A 16,585-nucleotide genomic window follows, 5' to 3' on the forward strand; every position below is an offset into this window, starting at 1 on the left:
CTGCCGTATCCGCCGCCGCGACGCCCTGTCAGCTGCCCGGGGTGTCGCCGGGACGGGTCTGTTCGGCCAGGAACCGTTCCAGTTCGGCGCCGAGTTCGTCGGCGGTGGGCAGCGGGCCGGCATCCGGGGCGAGCAGGCTCTTCTCGCCCCGACCTCGGGCGAACGCGTCGTACTGCTCCTCCAGGGCCTGGACCAGGGCCGCGGCGTCCTCGGTCTGCGCGACCTGCCGGTCGATCTCCACCCGGACCACCTCGGCGGCCGAGCGCAGCCCGTCGCCGGGCAGCAGCAGGCCGGTGCTGCGCGACACCGAGGTGAGCAGCACCTCGGCGGCCGCCGGGTATTCGGTCTGCGCCACGTAGTGCGGCACGTGGGCGGCGAAGCCCAGCGCGTCGCGGCCCTGCTCGCCGAGGCGGAACTCCAGCAGGTGACCGACGCTGCCGGGCACCTGGACGCGCTGCAACCAGGGCTCGTAGCCGGCGATCAGCTCGGGGCGGGTGGCGTGCGCTGTCACTCCGGTCGGCCGGGTGTGCGGGACGGCCATCGGGATCGAGTTGAGCCCCACTGTGAGTCGGACGTCCAGCCGGGCGGCGAGCCCGGCCACGGCGGCCACGAAACGTTCCCACTGCAGGTCCGGTTCGGGGCCGGTGAGCAGCAGGAACGGGGTCTCGTCGTCGTCCTGTAGCAGGTGCAGCTCCAGCTTGGGCGCGTCGACGCTCTCCCAGTGGTCCTCGACGAAGGTCATCACCGGTCGTCGCGATCGGTAGTCGAAGAGCTGGTCGACGTCGAACGTGGCGATCGGCCGACCCTCCAGCGAGGTGAGTAGCTGCTCACGCGCCAGTCGGCTGGCGTTCCCGGCGTCCACGAACCCGGTGAGGGCCTGGATCAGGACCGGCTGCCCGAGGTCGGGCAGATCGTCGGTGAGCTGGTAGAGCTCGTGTGGGTCGAGCACCGGTGCGGACCTCCCTGAAATGTGCCTGCGGGGCGCCGTCGCGACGGAGGGCACCCGTTCGGGCAACGTACCCGCCATCCTGGCGCATTCCTGCGTCGGGCGATCCGTTGGCCGGGTGGTGGGCGTGACCGGACTAATCGGCTGTTTACGCCTCCAGGTCGAGCCTCGTGGCCGAACGGCCGAGGGGCGGTTCGGCCCAAAGGCCGAGTTTGTCGATCATGTCAGGCTCGGCGGTGGAATGGTGGGTTCTGTCCGGACCCGTGCCGGTCCGCGTGCGGCGCCAGCTTCATCCGGTACGCGAGGTCCGTTCCCCGGGCGGGTCACCGCGCCCCGCTCGTCCACCAGTACGGCTCCGATCTGTGTCGAGTGCCACGTGATCACCGTGCGTGATCAGGGTTTCCACCTGCCTAGCCTCGGTTGATGCGTGACGACGGCACCCTCGACGACCCGTACGCCCCGAGCAGGCCCACTGCCGATACGGAGGATGGCACCTCAACCGAACGGACAACCGCCGCGAGCCGGCTCCGGGCGTACGCCCGGGACCTGAGCGGTCGACGCCGGGCACAGTTGGCGCTGGCCACCGGTGTGGTGTGCTGCCTCGGTCTGACCGCCGTCGTCCAGGTTCGGAACGACGACGCCGACGCGGCGACCCGAAGTGGATCGCTTTCCAGCTCCGAGTTGGCGCAGCGCGCCGAGCAGCAACGTGCCTCCCGTTCCCTCGACCGCACGGCCGCGCCGAGCGCGTCTGCCGCCGCCCCCACGGCGAGCCCTGCCGACCCGGACACCACCGCGTCGGCCCGCACTGCCGCTCCGGCTCGCCCGACCGACCCGGCCCCCGTCGCCGGGCTGGACGAGGACCAGATGGAGAACGCCGAGGCGATCGTCCGTACCGGCCGCAAGATGGGTGTGCCGCGCCGGGGTCTGGTGATCGCGGTGGCCACCGCCATGCAGGAGAGCAATCTCTACAACGTGGCCAGCGGCGTCCTGCCCGAGTCGCAGGACTATCCGCACCAGGGCGTCGGCTGGGACCACGACTCGGTCGGGTTGTTCCAGCAGCGTTCCAGCAGCGGTTGGGGCCCGGTGGGGCGGCTGATGGACCCCGAGTTCGCCACCCGGCAGTTCCTCAGCGCGCTGGAGCAGGTGCCCGGCTGGCAGCGGATGCGGCTCACCGACGCCGCCCAGGCGGTACAGGTCTCCGCGTATCCCGAGCACTACCAGCAGCACGAGTGGCGGGCCGCCCGGGTCGTTGACGCCATCGTGCCGGCGGGGCGGTAACCTACCGCCCACTATGGACGGCCAGGGTTGGGGCTGTCGCATCCCGGGTACATGTGTTGCGGGTTCGGGGTACACATGACTACGGGACCATCGACAGGAGGACGCCATGTCACTGATGCAGCGGATCACCACGTTCCTGAGATCGCCGAAGGGGCAGCAGTTGGTCGAGCGGGGTCGTCGAGAGATGGCCAAGCCGGGCAACCAGCAGAAGCTGAAGGGGTTGGCGGCTCGACTGTCCAACCGCCGCCGCTGACCGCTCCATCGGCCGCCCTGTCCACCGTTTCCACCCCTGGGGAGACCTGGTGACCGACACTCCGCCCGTCGGCGGTCAATCCGCCGCCCCTACTCCGCAGCCGTCCGTCGACCTGCCGGCCGGGCCGGTGGACGCCCCCGAGGGTCCGCCGGCCCGGCTCTGGGACCGGATGCGTGACGACCCGCAGTACGCGCCGGAGCACCTTGCCCTGGAGGCGGTGCGCCGCCTCGGGCCGGAAGCCGTGCAGTGGGCCGCCCGTGCCCGGGCCGAGCAGCCCGGGGTTTCCGCCGACGTCCTGGCCGACCAGGCGGCCCGCAAGTTCGTCAACCTGGCCCGACTGTCCGGCGCGGTCTCCGGCGCGGCCGGGCTGCCCGGCGCCGTGATCGACGTGGGCGTGCTGGCCTGGACCCAGGCGCGGATGGTGCTGCACATCGCCGCCGCGTACGACGTCGACCCCCTGCACAGTGACCGCGCCACCGACCTGCTGGTGCTCCAGCGGGTGCACAAGGTCGCCGAGAGCGCCCGGCTGGCGCTCGGCGTGGCTGCCGGCCGGGAACGCGCCGACGCGCTCTTCGGCCTGGGCGGCCAGCGTCCGCTCGGTCGGGTCATGCTGCAACTCGGCGTCCGGCTGGCCCAGATGGCCGGCGTCCGGGCCGCGAAACGGATGGTCGCCAAGATCGTCCCCGGTGCGGCCATCGTGCTCGGCACCTGGGCCAACTCGTCGGCCACAAAGGACCTCGCCCAGCGGTCCCGGGCCCTCTACGGCACCCGCGGCAACGCCGTCCCCGAGCCGCGCCAACCCTGACGGACCCGTCCGGGGTCGTCAGCTGGCCAGGCCGGAGGAGCGCCAGGTCACTTCGGCGATGCGGCCCTGGCCGGTGGCGTTGGGGTGGAACCAGTCCAGCGGGTTGAGCAGGTCCAGGGTGAACCGGACCTTGTGCAACGCGCCGCCGTCGTGCCGGCACCGGGATCCGTACGCCCGGCAGGCCGCCTTCAGCTCGGCGTTGTACGCGTCGATCCGGTCCCGGACGGCGGCCCGGCGCGCCCGGTCGGCCGGAGCGGTCGAGGTCGCCTCGGCCAGCAGGGCCGGGCAGATGCCCCGCCGCCACGCGCGGGTCGCCCGGGCGTCGTCGTGCCCGACCTCCCAGAGCCGGTACAGGTCGGGGATGCTCACCACCAGCACCCGGGCCTTCGGCCGGCCGGTCCGTAGGACCCGCAGCCCGCTGTCGACGTCGGCCCGGAACTGCGCCACCGGCGTCATCGCGTCCACCCCGCCCCGACAGACGTCGTTGGCGCCGATCAGCACTGTGACGTAGTCGGCGCGGTCGCGTACCGCAGCCTGGGCCTGACCAACGAGAGCGTCCGCGCGGGCGCCGGGACGGGCGTGGTTGTACGTCCGGTCGCGGATCGCCGGGTTCTGTTCGAGCAGCCGCCGGTAGTGGCTCTGCACCCGCAGCCCGTCCCCGGTCGACCAGGAGTTGCGTTCGCAGGAGGTGAGCACCAGGCAGGAGGCGAAGCCGGTGCTGATCGAGTCGCCGAGGGCGGCGATGCCGCCGGGCCCGCTCGACGGCCTGGCGCTCGTGGTGGGGCGGGGTTCCGCGGAGTTGCCGCCCTCGCAGGCCAGTGCGACAAGCGCCGCGAGACAGGCCAGGGCGGCGACCCAGCGTCGAGGCATGACGTCTCCCGTTCCCGCAGCACAGAGCGACAGCGCGGTAACTCTATGCGCAGGATCCGGGTAGCCGGGAAGTTGCTGTCGGGTATGCGGCAGAGTGCCGACGCACGAGCCGTCGGGGTGCTATGCGTCCCGCCACGGTGCCCGCTGACCGTGCAGCCACCAGTGCAACGCCCGGGTGATCCGGGGCAGCACCAGGTAGGTCATCAGCGGGGTCAGGCAGAGCGTCATCAGCAGCACCCGGGCCGCCAGCGGCACCGCGTCGAGGAAGCGGCTCGTCAACAGGGTGGCGGTCAGACTCAGGGGGAAGAACGCCAGCCAGATGGTCACCGCCTGCTTCCAGCGGGGCGGCGACGCTGGCGGGGCCGGCTCCACCAGATCCACCGCATGCTCCAGCGGCCTGTCGAACCAGCCCTCGATCCCGGTACGCCGCTCGACCCGGGTGTGCTCGACGATGCCCTGCGCCGAGCTGAGCCACCAGAGCCGTTGCGGCGACTCCTCCCACCGGTGCAGCGTCTCGGCGTCGGCGAAGCGGTAGAGCATGTGCCACTCCGGCGACCCGGGGCCGCTCTGCACCCAGCCGGCGCCGAGGAACCCGGGGAACGCCTCGGCCAGCGCGGTGCCGGCCCGCATCCAGGCCACCATCTCGCTGGCCCGGCCGGGATCGACGCGGCGGGCGATGGAGACGGTCACCGGCACGGCGAGGGTCATTGACATGCGCCCATCCTGCGGTCGACGAGGCCGCAGCGCGAACGGATGTGCCGGAGCACACCGCCGGGTGCGGGCGTGCAGGCGTGCGGTACCGGTTAATCCGGCCGATCGGGGGTAGGTCGGTGGGTATGACGAGATCGCAGCCCCGGCGCGCCCGTGGCACGGTCGGCCACGCGAACAGCGCGTTGAACCTTCGGCTCACCCTCGCCAGTTTCGGGCTGGTGATCATGGTGATCTTCGCGGTGCTGGCGTTCTGGGCCGGCATCGCCTGGCTCGGCGTACTCTGCGCGATCTTCGCGGTGGTCGCCGTGGTCGACCTGGTCGTGATCCAGCGCCGCCGCGCCGCCCGCCGCCGCGAGGAGCCGGGCGTACGACACTCGTTGTTCGAGTGACAGGAGGACGGAATGCCCCACATCGCCACCACCAACCCCGCCACCGGACAGGTGCTCAAGACCTATGAGGCGATGTCCACCGAGCAACTCGACGACGCCATCGAGCGCAGCGACCTCGCGTTCCACCAGCTGCGGACGACGACAATCGACCAGCGCGCCCAGTGGATGAACGCCGCAGCCGACCTGCTGGACGCCGAGCGCGACGAGATCGCCAGGATCATGACCACGGAGATGGGCAAGACGTACGTCGCGGCGCAGGCCGAGGTCACCAAGTGCGCCAGCGCCGCCCGCTTCTACGCCGACAAGGCCCCCGCGTTCCTCGCCGACGAGCCCGCCGACGCCGACGCCGTGAAGGCCACCCGGGCGTTCATCCGCTACCAGCCGATCGGCGTGGTGCTCGCGGTGATGCCGTGGAACTTCCCGCTCTGGCAGGTGATGCGCTTCGCCGCCCCGGCGCTGATGGCCGGCAACACCGGCCTGCTCAAGCACGCCTCGAACGTGCCGCAGACCGCGCTGCTGCTGGAGGACGTGTTCCGGCGAGCAGGCTTCCCCGAGGGGGCCTTCACCACAGTGCTTGTCGACTCGGAGGCCGTCGACCACATCCTCAGCGACCCCCGGGTTCGCGCCGCGACGCTCACCGGCAGCGAGCCCGCCGGCCGGTCCATCGCGAAGATCGCCGGCCGGGAGCTGAAGAAGACCGTCCTCGAACTCGGCGGCAGCGACCCCTTCGTGGTGATGCCCTCGGCCGACGTGGACCGGGCCGCCGAGGTCGCCACCACCGCCCGCTGCCAGAACAACGGCCAGTCCTGCATCGCCGCGAAACGGTTCATCGTGCACACCGACGTGTTCGACGCCTTCGCCGAGAGGTTCGCCGCCAACATGGCCGCGCTGCGCGTCGGCGACCCGATGGACCCGAACACCGACGTCGGGCCGCTGGCCAGCGAGCGTGGCCGCGACGAGGTGCACGCCCAGGTCCGCGACGCTGTCGACAACGGCGCGACAGTGCTCTGCGGCGGCGAGCCGCCGAGCGGCGACGGCTGGTTCTACCCGCCGACAGTTGTCACCGACCTCACCCCGCAGATGCGGATGTGGTCCGAGGAGGTCTTCGGCCCGGTCGCCGGCCTGTTCCGGGTCTCGTCGTACGAGGAGGCGATCGAGGTCGCCAACGGCACCAGCTTCGGACTCGGCTCGAACGCCTGGACCCGGGACCCGGCCGAGCAGGAGCGCTTCGCCACCGACCTGGACGCCGGCAACGTGTTCATCAACGGGATGACCACCTCGTACCCCGAGTTGCCCTTCGGCGGTGTGAAGAACTCCGGGTACGGGCGGGAGCTGTCGGCGCTGGGCATGCGGGAGTTCTGCAACACCAAGACGGTCTGGGTGGGCGAGGGCGCCGCCTCGGCCGGCGCCGGCGCGCACGCCGAGTAGTTCGGGGCGCGGCACGCGTCAGCCGGTGCCGTCGTGGGTAGGAAGTGTGCCCATGACGTCGTTCGGGTTCCACGCCTCGCATGAGCAGATCGGTCCACGCGCCCTGTTGGAGGCGGTGATCCACGCCGAGCGGGCCGGCTTCGACGCCGCCATGTGCTCCGACCACTTCTCCCCGTGGAGCGCCCGGCAGGGCGAGTCCGGCTTCGCCTGGTCCTGGCTGGGCTCGGCGTTGCAGGCCACCGGCATGCCGTTCGGCGTGGTCAACGCGCCCGGTCAGCGGTACCACCCGGCGATCATCGCGCAGGCGATCGGCACCCTCGGCGCGATGTACCCGGGCCGGTTCTGGGCGGCCCTGGGCACCGGCGAAGCCAGCAACGAGCACATCACCGGCGACCCGTGGCCGCGCAAGGACGTGCGCGCCGCCCGGCTGCGCGAGTGCGTGGACGTGATCCGGGCCCTGCTGGCCGGCGAGGAGGTCAGCCACGACGGCCTGGTCCGGGTGGATCGGGCCCGACTGTGGACCCGCCCCGAGCAGCCGCCCGCGCTGGTCGGCGCCGCCGTCAGCGTGGCCACCGCCCGCTGGTGCGCCGAGTGGGCGGACGGGCTGATCACCGTGAACGCCCCGGTGGCGCACCTGCGCGAGATGATCGACGCGTACCGGGACGCGGGCGGACGTGGGCCGCTGCACCTCCAGGTGCACGTCTCCTGGGCGCCGGAGCAGGCTCAGGCCGAGGCGCTCGCGTACGACCAGTGGCGCAGCAACGTCTTCGCCCCGCCGGTCTGCTGGGACCTGGAGACCGTCGAACACTTCGACGTGGTCTCCGCCGACGTGCCGGCGCAGCGGGTCGCCGAGGTGGTGAACGTGTCGGCGGACCTGGGTCGGCACGTCGGCTGGCTGGAGGAGTACCTGGAGCTCGGCTTCGACCAGATCGCCCTGCACCACGTCGGGCAGGAGCAGCGCGGCTTCATCGACGCGTTCGGCGCGGAGGTGCTGCCGAAGCTGCGCCCGGGCGGCTGATCGAGGTCGAACGGGCGTACCCCTAGGCTCGTACCCCATGGAAAGCCTGTTTCCGGTAGTCGTCTTCCTGGCGATCGCCACACTGGGTGCCGCGTTGGCGCGCCGGCTCGGCCTGCTCGCGCCGATCGTGCTGGTCGTCCTCGGCCTGGCGCTCTCGTTCGTGCCAGGCTTCCCGCAGGTGGAACTCGACCCGGAGTTGGTGCTGGTCGGCATCCTGCCGCCGCTGCTCTACGTGGCGGCGCTGGAGACCTCGGTGCCGGCGTTCAAGAACAACATCCGGCCGATCCTGCTGCTCGCGGTGGGCCTGGTGTTGTTCACCGCCTTCGTGGTCGGGTTGGTGCTGCACCTGCTGTTGCCGCAACTGCCGTTCGCGATCTGCCTTGCCCTCGGCGCGGTGGTGGCCCCACCGGACGCCGTGGCCGCCACTGCCGTCGCCCGTCGGGTCGGACTGCCCCGCCGGGTCGTCACCATCCTGGAGGGCGAGAGCCTGGTCAACGACGCGACAGCGCTGGTGCTGCTGCGGGTCGCGACGATGGCCACCGTCGGCTCGGCCGTCGGCGCCGACAAGATCGCCATCGAGGTGCTGCGGTCCACCGGCGGCGGCATCCTGATCGGGGCGCTCGGGGCGCTGGTATTCGGTTTCCTGCATCGGCGGATCACCGACCCGCTGCTGGACAACGCGCTGTCGCTGATCATCCCGTTCGCTGTGGTGTTCACCGCCGAACACCTGCACGCCTCCGGTGTGGTCGCCGTGGTCGTCACCGGCCTGGTGCTCGGGCACAAGCTGCCCCAACTGCTGTCGGCGGCGTCCCGGTTGCAGATCGGCGCGTTCTGGCGGCTGGTCCGATTCCTGCTGGAGGGTCTGGTCTTCCTCCTGGTCGGGTTGCAACTACGGGAGGTGTTGCGCGATCTCGACGAGCCGATCGGATCGCTCATCCTGATCACCTTCGCGGTGCTCGCCACCGTCTTCCTGACCCGGTTCGTCTGGCTCTTCCCGGCCACCTACCTGGCCCGGTTGGTCCCCAGGGTCCGCCGCCGTGACGAGCGACCGTCACCGAAGTTCCCGATCATCATCGGGTGGGCCGGCATGCGGGGCGTGGTGACCCTGGCCGCCGCGCTGGCCCTGCCGCTGACCCTGGCCGACGACGAGCCGTACCCCAGGGCGTTGTTGATCTGGCTGGCCTTCGCCGTGATCGTTTTCACCCTTGTCGGTCAGGGCGCCACCCTGCCGCTGGTCGCCCGCCGGTTGAAGCTGCCACCGGACGACCCGGTGCAGGACGCGCTCTCCGCGGCCGCCGTGCAGCAGCAGGCCAGCAAGGCCGCCCAGGACCGCCTCGACGAGTTGGCCGCCAGCGCGCCCGACGCGGTGGTGGACCGGCTGCGCCGAGCGGTGGAGGACCGCACCAACATGGCGTGGGAACGACTCGGCGGCGACGAGCGGGAGACCCCGTCGCAGGCGTACGGTCGGCTGCGGCAGGAGATGATCGACGCCGAGCGGGATGTGTTCCGGGCGGCCCGAGACTCCGGTCGGATCCCTGAGGAGGTGCTGGTGCGGGCCTACCGTGACCTGGACCTGGAAGAGTCGTTGCTGCGAGAGGTTGAGAAGTGAGCTGTCAGCACCTGACCGAGGCCGGTGCCGCCGAGCCGCGTACCCCCGACGAGTGCGCGGACTGCGTCGCCACCGGCGACACCTACTGGGTGCACCTGCGCACCTGCCTGAGCTGCGGGCAGGTCGGCTGCTGCGACTCGTCGCCGAACCAGCACGCGAGCAAGCACTTCGCGTCCACCGGCCACCCGGTGATCCGCTCGGCGCAGCCGGGAGAGGCCTGGCGCTGGTGCTTCGTCGACGAGGAGATCGGCTGACGGTCAGCCCTGGTGCGGTGACCGGTTGACGCGGTGGGCCAGGACGCGTCGGGTGAGTGGCGGCACGGCGAGGCCGGTGAGCGCGAGCAACCCGGCCAGCACCAGCCAGCCGACCGGGCCGCCGTCGATGATCAACCAGGTCAGCAGGGCCGGCCCGGCGGCACGGACCAGTCCGGCGAGCAGTCCGTCGACCCCCTGGTAGGCGCCGAGGGCGTCCGGGGCGGCGAGGTCGTAGGCCAGCGCCGCTCCGGCCCCGGCGTGCCACAGGTCGCCCAGGGTGTAGATCACCGTCGCGGCCAGCAGCAGGCCGACCGCCACAGTGGTGGGCACGACGGCGGTCGCGGCCCAGAGCAGCATCCCGGCCGCGAGCACCAACCCCGCCCGGCGCATCGTCGCCGCCGCCGGCACCGCGTGCCGGGCGCTCCCGCTGAGCCGTACGGCGAGCAGCACCGTGAGCAGCGTGTTGACCAGCAGGAGGGCGGAGACCGTCACCGGAGGCGCATCGGTGTGCGCCACCACCCACAGCGGCAGCACCAGCGTCAACGCCACGTGGTGCACGGAGAGCACCGCCGAGGCTCCGGCGACCGCGAGGAACGGCCCGTCGCGTAGCGCCCGGCCGGCTCTCTGCCGCACTGGCCGCCGGGCCGGCGGGTACGCCGGGAGTCGCATGATCAGGGCCGCCGAGATCAGATAGGTGGCGACGTTGCCGAGCACCAGCAGTCGGTACGCCCACCCGGTGTCCGCCACCAGCGCGAACGCGGCCAGCCCCGCACCGAGCGCCACACCCAGGTTGGCCACCGCGCGCAGGGTGGCGAAGGCGTGCACCCGGCCCTGCGGGCCGCCCACCGCGGCGACCAGCGCGCCGCGGACGGCAAGGTTGCCGGAGATCAGCAGAGCGTCCAGTGTGGCCACCAGCAGAAAGACCGGGAAGGAGTCGACCAGCAGGTACGCGGCGGCGACGGCGGCCTGTGCCAGTTGCAGGACGGCCCGGAGGCTCCGGGGATCACGTCGGTCGGCGAGCCCGCCGAGCGGGACGCTGGCAGTGAGCCCGACCAGGCCGGCGAGAGTGAGCCCGAGCCCCACCTCGGTCGGGTTCAGCCCCACGACGCGGGTGAGGAAGAGCGCCGCGCCCGTCACCCACAGCCCGGTGCCGACCGTGTTGGCGAGGGTGGCCAGCGACAGAGTGCGCAGCCGACCGGGCGGCGGAAGCGGCGACAGCGACCGCCAGCGTCCGCCGACCTCTGCCGTGGTGCCCACACCTCGACCGTAGGGTCGACGGATGCTCGCCGACGCCCCGCCGGGTGCGGCATCCGTCACAGCCCGCCTCCGGGTCCCCGGCCAGGATCGGTCGCTTCCTGCGACGACGACGAGTGGCCACTCGGAACGATGGACGAGGTGGTCTTCGCGGGTCGTGCGCCCGACGGCCTGCGGCTGGCTGGCTCTCCAGGTTCACTGAGCCGGGCTCAGCGGCTGATGCCGTCGACCAGACGTTCGGTGGCGAGGCAGGAGACGAGGCAGCGTTCCTTCGCGTCACCGCTCAGCCGAGCGGTCCAGTCGGTGAGGCCGCCGTCGCCGATCTCCAGGCTGCCGTCCAGCATCGTGATCCGCAGGGCGCAGCCGGTGTAGTAGCCGCGACCGCGAGAGCGCTCCGGTTCGTCCACGAGCGGCACCACACCCGCGTCGAGCGCCGGTCGGACGGTGTCGGTGAGCCGCTCCCGGACGGTCTCGTCGTCGAAGTGGGTGACGTGTAGCTGGGGCGCGGCGGTCGGTGCCAGTTCGGCGAGGACCGTCCGCCAGTAGGTGAGGTGCCGAACCAGCAGCCGGGCCTGCGTGGCACCCGAGCCGGTGTCCCGGGCGCTGGATACCAGGGCGAAGAGCCGGAAGTGCGCCGACGCGTCGCCGCCGAAGTCCTGCGCCCGTAGCACCCGATGGGCAGCGGCCAGGTGCACCTCGCTCTGTCGGCGGCGACGTACGGCCGCCTCGATGGCGAGGGCGTTGGTGGGATCGCTCAGCACCTCGCTGGCGCGCATCGTGGTGACGATCCTGTTCTGGCTGACCGGCGCGACCGCCGAGCAGGTGCCGACCGGTACGACCGGCGACAGCTCCACCCCGGCGACGTCGGCGGGCAGTAGCTGCCACATCCTGGCCTCCACCTGTGCGAGCACACGCGGATCGGCGCGAGCCGGGCGGACGAAGCGGTCCTCGTGCCACCGTCGTACCACAGCGGACGGTCGCGCGGTCGCCGCCCGGTCGCGGGCCACGCGCAACAGCAGACTGCGTAGGTCTGCGCCGGACAGCCCGGACAATGCGCTGCGGGACCCCGCTGGCATCGCCGCCCACACTCGACGCTCCGCGCCGGTCAGGTCCCCGCCTGCCGACCCACCGCCTGCCGACCCACTGCCAGCCAGATCGTCACCAACCAGATCGCCGCCATCCATGGCGTCACCATGGCTCAGCCGGCGCGTCCGATCCATCGGTTTCGCCGCGTGCCGGCGATTCGTTCACGTCATCAGCTCGACAGCGCCAGCCGCGGGCACCTCGCCCGCGCGCCCTCGAACTGTCCTGCGCAGCGACAACACCGCCGCCGGAGTTCCCGCCACCCACCATCAACTGATCATGCAAGCTCGCCGGCCGCGCGTACCCCCGTCTATGCTCCACCGACAGTGCGAGCGTCAACGGGGGACGGGCATGATTGACACGGTCATCTTCGATGTTGGTGGGACAATTCTCGACGAGTCCCACGAGTTCGCCGCCTGGGCCGACTGGCTCGGCGTGCCCCGGCACACCTTCTCGGCGGTCTTCGGTGCGGTGATCGCCCGGGGTCTGGACTATCAGGAGACGTTCCGGGTCTTCCGGCCCGACTTCGATCTCACCGTCGAGCTGGAGCGTCGGGAGGCTGCCGGCCAGCCGGAGTCGTTCGCCGAGGAGGATCTCTACCCGGACGCGCGGGGGTGCCTGGCGTCCTTGAAGGACCAGGGCCTGTTCGTGGGCCTGGCCGGCAACCAGCCAGCTCACGCCGAGGCGACCCTGCGCGATCTCGACCTTCCGGTGGACGTGATCGGCACGTCGCACGGGTGGGGTGTGGCGAAGCCGTCACCGGCGTTCTTCGAGCGGATCGTCGCCGTCTGCGGTGGTGTCGCGTCGTCGATTTTGTACGTCGGCGACCGTCCCGACAACGACGTGCGCCCGGCCCTGGAGGCGGGCATGAAGACCTGCCTGATCCGACGCGGTCCATGGGGGCACATCCTCGATCCCTCCACAGTGGCCGAGCGGTGCCTGTTCCGGATCGACTCGCTGGACGAACTCCCGAGCCTGGTCGCGAAGCACAACGCGGCCGGCGGTTGACCCGCCGACCGCGTGCTCGTGCCGTCCTGGTGGCCGCCTTCCCCTGGCGGCCACCAGGACGGGTCTCAGGTCAGCGAGCAGGCCGCGCCGTTGACGGTGACCAGGCCGGGGCCCGGGTTCGCGCCGCCGCCTGTGGTCGCGTTGAAGCCGAACATCACTGAGCCGCCGGGGGCGATCTTGGCGTTGTGCGACTCGTTGCGCGCGGTCACCGTCGCGCCGGACTGGGTGACCTTCGCCAGCCACGCCTCGCGCACCCGCTGGTCACCGGTGAACGCGAACCGCACGCTCCAGCCGTTGACGGCGGTGGCGCCCGTGTTCTGGATGGTCAGCTGCCCGGTGAACCCGGTGCCGCCCTGCCAGGCGCCGTAGTTGGTGTAGCGAGCCGTGCAGGTGGTGGCCGGCACCGCGCCGGCGTCACCCTGGTCGGCCAGGAACGAGGCGATCCAGGTCAGCGCCGAGTTCCAGTTGATCGCCACCTCGTTCGTCGAGTACGAGTTGATGTCGTCGACGTAGCAGAACATCGGTTCGCAGCCGGCGAGCAGTTGCGCCACGAACGGGTCCTGAAGGGCGGCGTTCGGGCCACCGGCGAGAGAGCCGGCGGGCGGTCGGGGCAGGTTCGGGTCGAGCTGGTGGCCGAAGATCCGGCTGTGCTGATTCTGCGCGGCGTGCTCGCCCCACCCGGTGACGTAGGAGATGTTCAGGGCGTTGCGACCGAGGATGTAGTCCATTGCCTGCACGGCCCCGTCGCGGTAGGCGGGGTTGCGGGTCAGGTCGAACGCGGTGGCCAGCACCACGGCGTTGTTGATGACGTTGCTGTTGCCGCCCCAGAAGTAGCTGTTGGCGTCACCGGGCATCGGCAGCCCGTACGCCTGCCGGCGCAGCTCGGCGAGGTACGTGTCGGCGGCGGCGGTGACCGAGGCGCGGACCCGGGCCAGGTCGGCGGCGGGTAGCCCGTTCGGCACGGTGGCCAGGTCGAGGCGGCCCAGCGCGGCGACGCTCTGCCAGCCGAAGCCCCGGGCGTCGAACACGTTGCCGGTGTGGTGCGGCGAGGCGGTCAGGTCGGCCAGGTAGTTCTGCGCCCCGGTGGTCAGGTACAGCTCGGCGGCCGCCCAGTAGAACTCGTCGGTGACGTTGCTGTCGTCGTACGCGCCGCCGCCGGTGCCGTCGGTCGGGCTGGCGTACACCGCCGGGTGGGCCTTGGCCGCGGCGTAGGCGGTCTTCGCGGCAGTGCCGCAGCGGGTCGCGAACGCCGCGTCGTAGGGGGCGAAGAGCCGGGCGCACTGGGCGGCGGTGGCGGCCATGTTGAGGGTGGCCGCGGTCGACGGCGGGTGCAGCTCGCGCGGCTGCGGGTCGTCCTGCGGGGACAGTGGCAGCCCGGTCCAGTTCTGATCGTGGATCTTGTGGTGGACCATGCCGGCGAGCGGCTTGCCGGCGGGCACCTGCATGCGAAGCAGGAACTCCAGCTCCCAGCGGGCCTCGTCGAGGATGTCCGGCACCCCGTTGTTGCGCTCGGGCACCCGCAGCGTGCTGTCGGCGAGTTCCGCCCCGCCGTTGGCGGTGGCCGCCGTCTTGGTCCGCTCGAAGGTGTTCAGCAGCTGGTAGGTGGCGATGCCGCCGTTGACCACGTACTTGCCGTGGTCGCCGGCGTCGTACCAGCCGCCGCGCACGTCAAGGGAGTAGTCGCAGACACCCGGCTGGCAGGGCACGCTGGTGTCGCCCTGGTTGGGTGCGACGCCGAGGTGGCCGGCGGGGCGGGCGTACTCGTCGCCGATCAGGTCACCGTCGATGGCGATGCCGCTGCGCTGGGCGTAGAAGAACTGCAACGAGTCGGAGCGCAGTTGGTCGTAGAGGGCGCCGGAGATGTCGAACGGGTGGCTGGTCTCACCGTCGACGGTGAGCGTGAGCCCGGTGCCGGGGGTGCGGTAGCTGGAGAAGTCGACTGTCTGCACGTTCTGCCCGGAGGCGGCGTCGACACCGCGAGCGGTGGTGGTGCCACTGGCCACGACGGCGCCGGCGGCGCTGCGCAGCTGCCAGGGCAGCGCCGTGGTGGCCTCGGTGACGACAGTGGCGTTCTTCGGGCCGCCGGGAAGGTAGCCGACCTGGTTGACGCGCACCCGTGGCCCGGTGTCCGGCACGTACGGCTCGGGCGGCTCGCCGCCGCGCAGCGAGACGTCGTCCAGGCAGATGGTCTGCGCCTGGGCGGAACCGCCGACCTGGAAGATCAGTTGGGCGTTGGGGTTGTCGTCCGGGACGGTGAAGGTCTGCTCGACCCGCTGGAGCGTGCCGGTCGCGGTGGCGTCCACTGCCGCGTACGTGGTGTACGGGGCGCTGCCGAGCTGCAACACGGCCTTGACAGCGGCGCCGGGGGTGGCGGAGACAGCGAAGCCGAGGGTGTATTCGGCGCCGGCGATCAGCGGCACGCCGTCCTGGCCGATGCCGGCGTCCCACGGGTTCGCCAGCCCGCCCGCGACTGTGGTGCAGAGCTGGCCGTCGGTGACCGCCAGCGCGCCGGTGCCGAAGGAGAACCAGGGGCTCACCCCGGCGCTGAAGTCGCCGTTGTCGATCTGCTCGGGGGCGTCCGGTGGTGGGTCGGCGTGGGCCGCGCCGGCGCCCGCGCCGGTGAGGGCCAGAGTGGTCGCCGCAGCCAACAGGAGGCGGCGTCGGGATGGCGTCACGGGGAGTCCTTCCGGGACGGAAAGTGGGACGTTGGTGGTAGCACTGTGATGCGAAGGAACCTGGGAGCGCTCCCAGGCATCGGCTCGATGTTTCCAGTGCCGGTACGCCATGTCAATTGATCTGGTTGGATGGGTTTCAGCATCCGACGAGGGCGCTCAGCCCGGGCGGCACCCTCCGACGCGCCACCACCCGGACGTGAGATTGGCCGCGCCACGCGCCGTCGTCCTGATCTCCTAGAGACAACTGCGCCCTTCGCCTGGCAGGCTGCCTCCCATGACCCTGAAGCTGCGTTCCGTGGGAACGAGCGACCGTGGGCTGATCCGCAGCGGAAACCAGGACGCCCTGCACGCCGGCACCTGGCTCGTCGCCGTCGCCGACGGCATGGGCGGAATGGCCGCCGGCGACCTGGCCAGCGCCCTCACCATCGACGCGTTCGCCCCGCTGGACGTGGAGACACCCGAGGACGCCCTGGTGGCCGCGCTCGAAGGCGGCATCGCGCTGGCCACCTCCCGGATCCGACAGGCGGTCGCCGAGGATCCGGAGCGCCAGGGCATGGGCACCACGCTGACCGCCCTGCTCTTCGCCCGTACCGGCAGCTGCCTGGCGCTCGCGCACGTCGGCGACTCCCGGGCCTACCTGTTGCGCGAGGGAGTGCTCAAGCAGGTCACCCGGGACGACACGTTCGTCCAGATGCTGGTGGATCAGGGCGTGATCACCGCGGACCAGGCCAGCAGCCACCCGCGCCGGGCCGTGGTCACCCAGGCCTTGCAGGGTGAGGAGGTCTCCCCGTCGTACGCGACGATGGTGCCCCGGGCCGGCGACCGGTGGCTGCTGTGCAGCGACGGCCTCTCCAACGTGGTTCGCCCGGACACCCTCACCGAGGTGCTCAGCGGCTATCCGGACCGGGACGCCTGCGCCGCCAAGCTGATCGACCTGGCCCTGCACGCCGGCGCGCCGGACAACGTCACGGTAGTGGTGGCCGACGTCGTCGAGGAGTAGGCCG

The 16,585-nt window shown here is 71.8% G+C and carries 16 protein-coding genes; 10 read left to right on the forward strand and 6 right to left on the reverse strand.

Features of this window, described 5'->3' with window-relative positions:
* Nucleotides 1-28: 28 nt before the first annotated feature.
* On the reverse strand, nucleotides 29-949 hold the full coding sequence (locus AB0B98_RS06510) for a PAC2 family protein (protein WP_091401570.1): 921 nt from the start codon (nucleotides 947-949) through the stop codon (nucleotides 29-31).
* A gap of 420 nt (nucleotides 950-1,369) precedes the next feature.
* On the opposite strand from AB0B98_RS06510, the gene AB0B98_RS06515 reads away from it, so the two are divergent.
* The 3 genes from AB0B98_RS06515 to AB0B98_RS06525 all read left to right on the forward strand — a co-directional run bounded on the left by AB0B98_RS06515 (nucleotide 1,370) and on the right by AB0B98_RS06525 (nucleotide 3,282).
* The gene (locus AB0B98_RS06515; protein ID WP_357361285.1) at nucleotides 1,370-2,224 is read left to right on the forward strand and encodes a peptidase M23; all 855 of its coding nucleotides are present in this window, start codon (nucleotides 1,370-1,372) and stop codon (nucleotides 2,222-2,224) included.
* 106 nt (nucleotides 2,225-2,330) lie between these two features.
* On the forward strand, nucleotides 2,331-2,477 hold the full coding sequence (locus tag AB0B98_RS06520; protein WP_167457721.1) for a hypothetical protein: 147 nt from the start codon (nucleotides 2,331-2,333) through the stop codon (nucleotides 2,475-2,477).
* A gap of 49 nt (nucleotides 2,478-2,526) precedes the next feature.
* Nucleotides 2,527-3,282: an EcsC family protein gene (locus AB0B98_RS06525; RefSeq protein ID WP_357361286.1), complete on the forward strand. Its 756-nt coding sequence runs from the start codon at nucleotides 2,527-2,529 to the stop codon at nucleotides 3,280-3,282.
* 18 nt (nucleotides 3,283-3,300) lie between these two features.
* Here AB0B98_RS06525 and AB0B98_RS06530 read toward each other — a convergent pair whose 3' ends face one another.
* Both AB0B98_RS06530 and AB0B98_RS06535 read right to left on the reverse strand, forming a co-directional pair.
* A complete protein-coding gene (locus AB0B98_RS06530; protein ID WP_357361287.1) occupies nucleotides 3,301-4,152 on the reverse strand; it encodes a GDSL-type esterase/lipase family protein in 852 nt (283 codons plus the stop codon).
* Between the two features lie 120 nt (nucleotides 4,153-4,272).
* On the reverse strand, nucleotides 4,273-4,866 hold the full coding sequence (locus AB0B98_RS06535; protein ID WP_357361288.1) for an antibiotic biosynthesis monooxygenase: 594 nt from the start codon (nucleotides 4,864-4,866) through the stop codon (nucleotides 4,273-4,275).
* Between the two features lie 122 nt (nucleotides 4,867-4,988).
* Here AB0B98_RS06535 and AB0B98_RS06540 point away from each other — a divergent pair, with 122 nt between their 5' ends.
* The 5 genes from AB0B98_RS06540 to AB0B98_RS06560 are packed head-to-tail and all read left to right on the forward strand — an operon-like array spanning nucleotide 4,989 to nucleotide 9,561.
* The gene (locus AB0B98_RS06540; protein ID WP_130400182.1) at nucleotides 4,989-5,252 is read left to right on the forward strand and encodes a DUF6343 family protein; all 264 of its coding nucleotides are present in this window, start codon (nucleotides 4,989-4,991) and stop codon (nucleotides 5,250-5,252) included.
* A 12-nt stretch (nucleotides 5,253-5,264) separates the two neighbouring features.
* A complete protein-coding gene (locus tag AB0B98_RS06545; RefSeq protein WP_357361289.1) occupies nucleotides 5,265-6,680 on the forward strand; it encodes an NADP-dependent succinic semialdehyde dehydrogenase in 1,416 nt (471 codons plus the stop codon).
* A gap of 52 nt (nucleotides 6,681-6,732) precedes the next feature.
* Nucleotides 6,733-7,698 carry a TIGR03885 family FMN-dependent LLM class oxidoreductase gene (locus AB0B98_RS06550; protein ID WP_357361290.1) on the forward strand — a complete coding sequence of 322 codons (966 nt, stop codon included), beginning with the start codon at nucleotides 6,733-6,735 and terminating at the stop codon, nucleotides 7,696-7,698.
* Nucleotides 7,699-7,735: 37 nt separating this feature from the next.
* The gene (locus AB0B98_RS06555) at nucleotides 7,736-9,307 is read left to right on the forward strand and encodes a Na+/H+ antiporter (protein ID WP_357361291.1); all 1,572 of its coding nucleotides are present in this window, start codon (nucleotides 7,736-7,738) and stop codon (nucleotides 9,305-9,307) included.
* On the forward strand, nucleotides 9,304-9,561 hold the full coding sequence (locus AB0B98_RS06560) for a UBP-type zinc finger domain-containing protein (protein WP_238682894.1): 258 nt from the start codon (nucleotides 9,304-9,306) through the stop codon (nucleotides 9,559-9,561). Before AB0B98_RS06555 ends, AB0B98_RS06560 begins: the two co-directional genes overlap by 4 nt.
* Nucleotides 9,562-9,564: 3 nt before the next feature.
* On the opposite strand, the gene AB0B98_RS06565 is transcribed toward AB0B98_RS06560, so the two are convergent.
* Both AB0B98_RS06565 and AB0B98_RS06570 read right to left on the reverse strand, forming a co-directional pair.
* Nucleotides 9,565-10,818 (reverse strand): MFS transporter, encoded by a 1,254-nt coding sequence (locus tag AB0B98_RS06565; protein WP_357361292.1) that lies wholly within the window; start codon nucleotides 10,816-10,818, stop codon nucleotides 9,565-9,567.
* Nucleotides 10,819-11,024: 206 nt separating this feature from the next.
* Complete coding sequence (locus AB0B98_RS06570) at nucleotides 11,025-11,999, reverse strand: hypothetical protein (protein ID WP_357361293.1); 975 nt, start codon at nucleotides 11,997-11,999, stop codon at nucleotides 11,025-11,027.
* A gap of 250 nt (nucleotides 12,000-12,249) precedes the next feature.
* On the opposite strand from AB0B98_RS06570, the gene AB0B98_RS06575 reads away from it, so the two are divergent.
* Nucleotides 12,250-12,906, forward strand: coding sequence for an HAD family hydrolase (locus tag AB0B98_RS06575; RefSeq protein WP_357361294.1), 657 nt, complete (start codon nucleotides 12,250-12,252; stop codon nucleotides 12,904-12,906).
* 65 nt (nucleotides 12,907-12,971) lie between these two features.
* Here AB0B98_RS06575 and AB0B98_RS06580 read toward each other — a convergent pair whose 3' ends face one another.
* Nucleotides 12,972-15,581 carry a glycoside hydrolase family 9 protein gene (locus AB0B98_RS06580; RefSeq protein ID WP_357361295.1) on the reverse strand — a complete coding sequence of 870 codons (2,610 nt, stop codon included), beginning with the start codon at nucleotides 15,579-15,581 and terminating at the stop codon, nucleotides 12,972-12,974.
* A 274-nt stretch (nucleotides 15,582-15,855) separates the two neighbouring features.
* Between AB0B98_RS06580 and AB0B98_RS06585 the strand changes: the two genes are divergently transcribed.
* Nucleotides 15,856-16,581: a protein phosphatase 2C domain-containing protein gene (locus AB0B98_RS06585; protein ID WP_357361296.1), complete on the forward strand. Its 726-nt coding sequence runs from the start codon at nucleotides 15,856-15,858 to the stop codon at nucleotides 16,579-16,581.
* Nucleotides 16,582-16,585 lie beyond the last annotated feature (4 nt).

Origin of the sequence: Micromonospora sp. NPDC048947, from assembly GCF_040649495.1 — a bacterium.
GTDB classification, from domain to species: Bacteria; Actinomycetota; Actinomycetes; order Mycobacteriales; family Micromonosporaceae; genus Micromonospora; species Micromonospora alfalfae.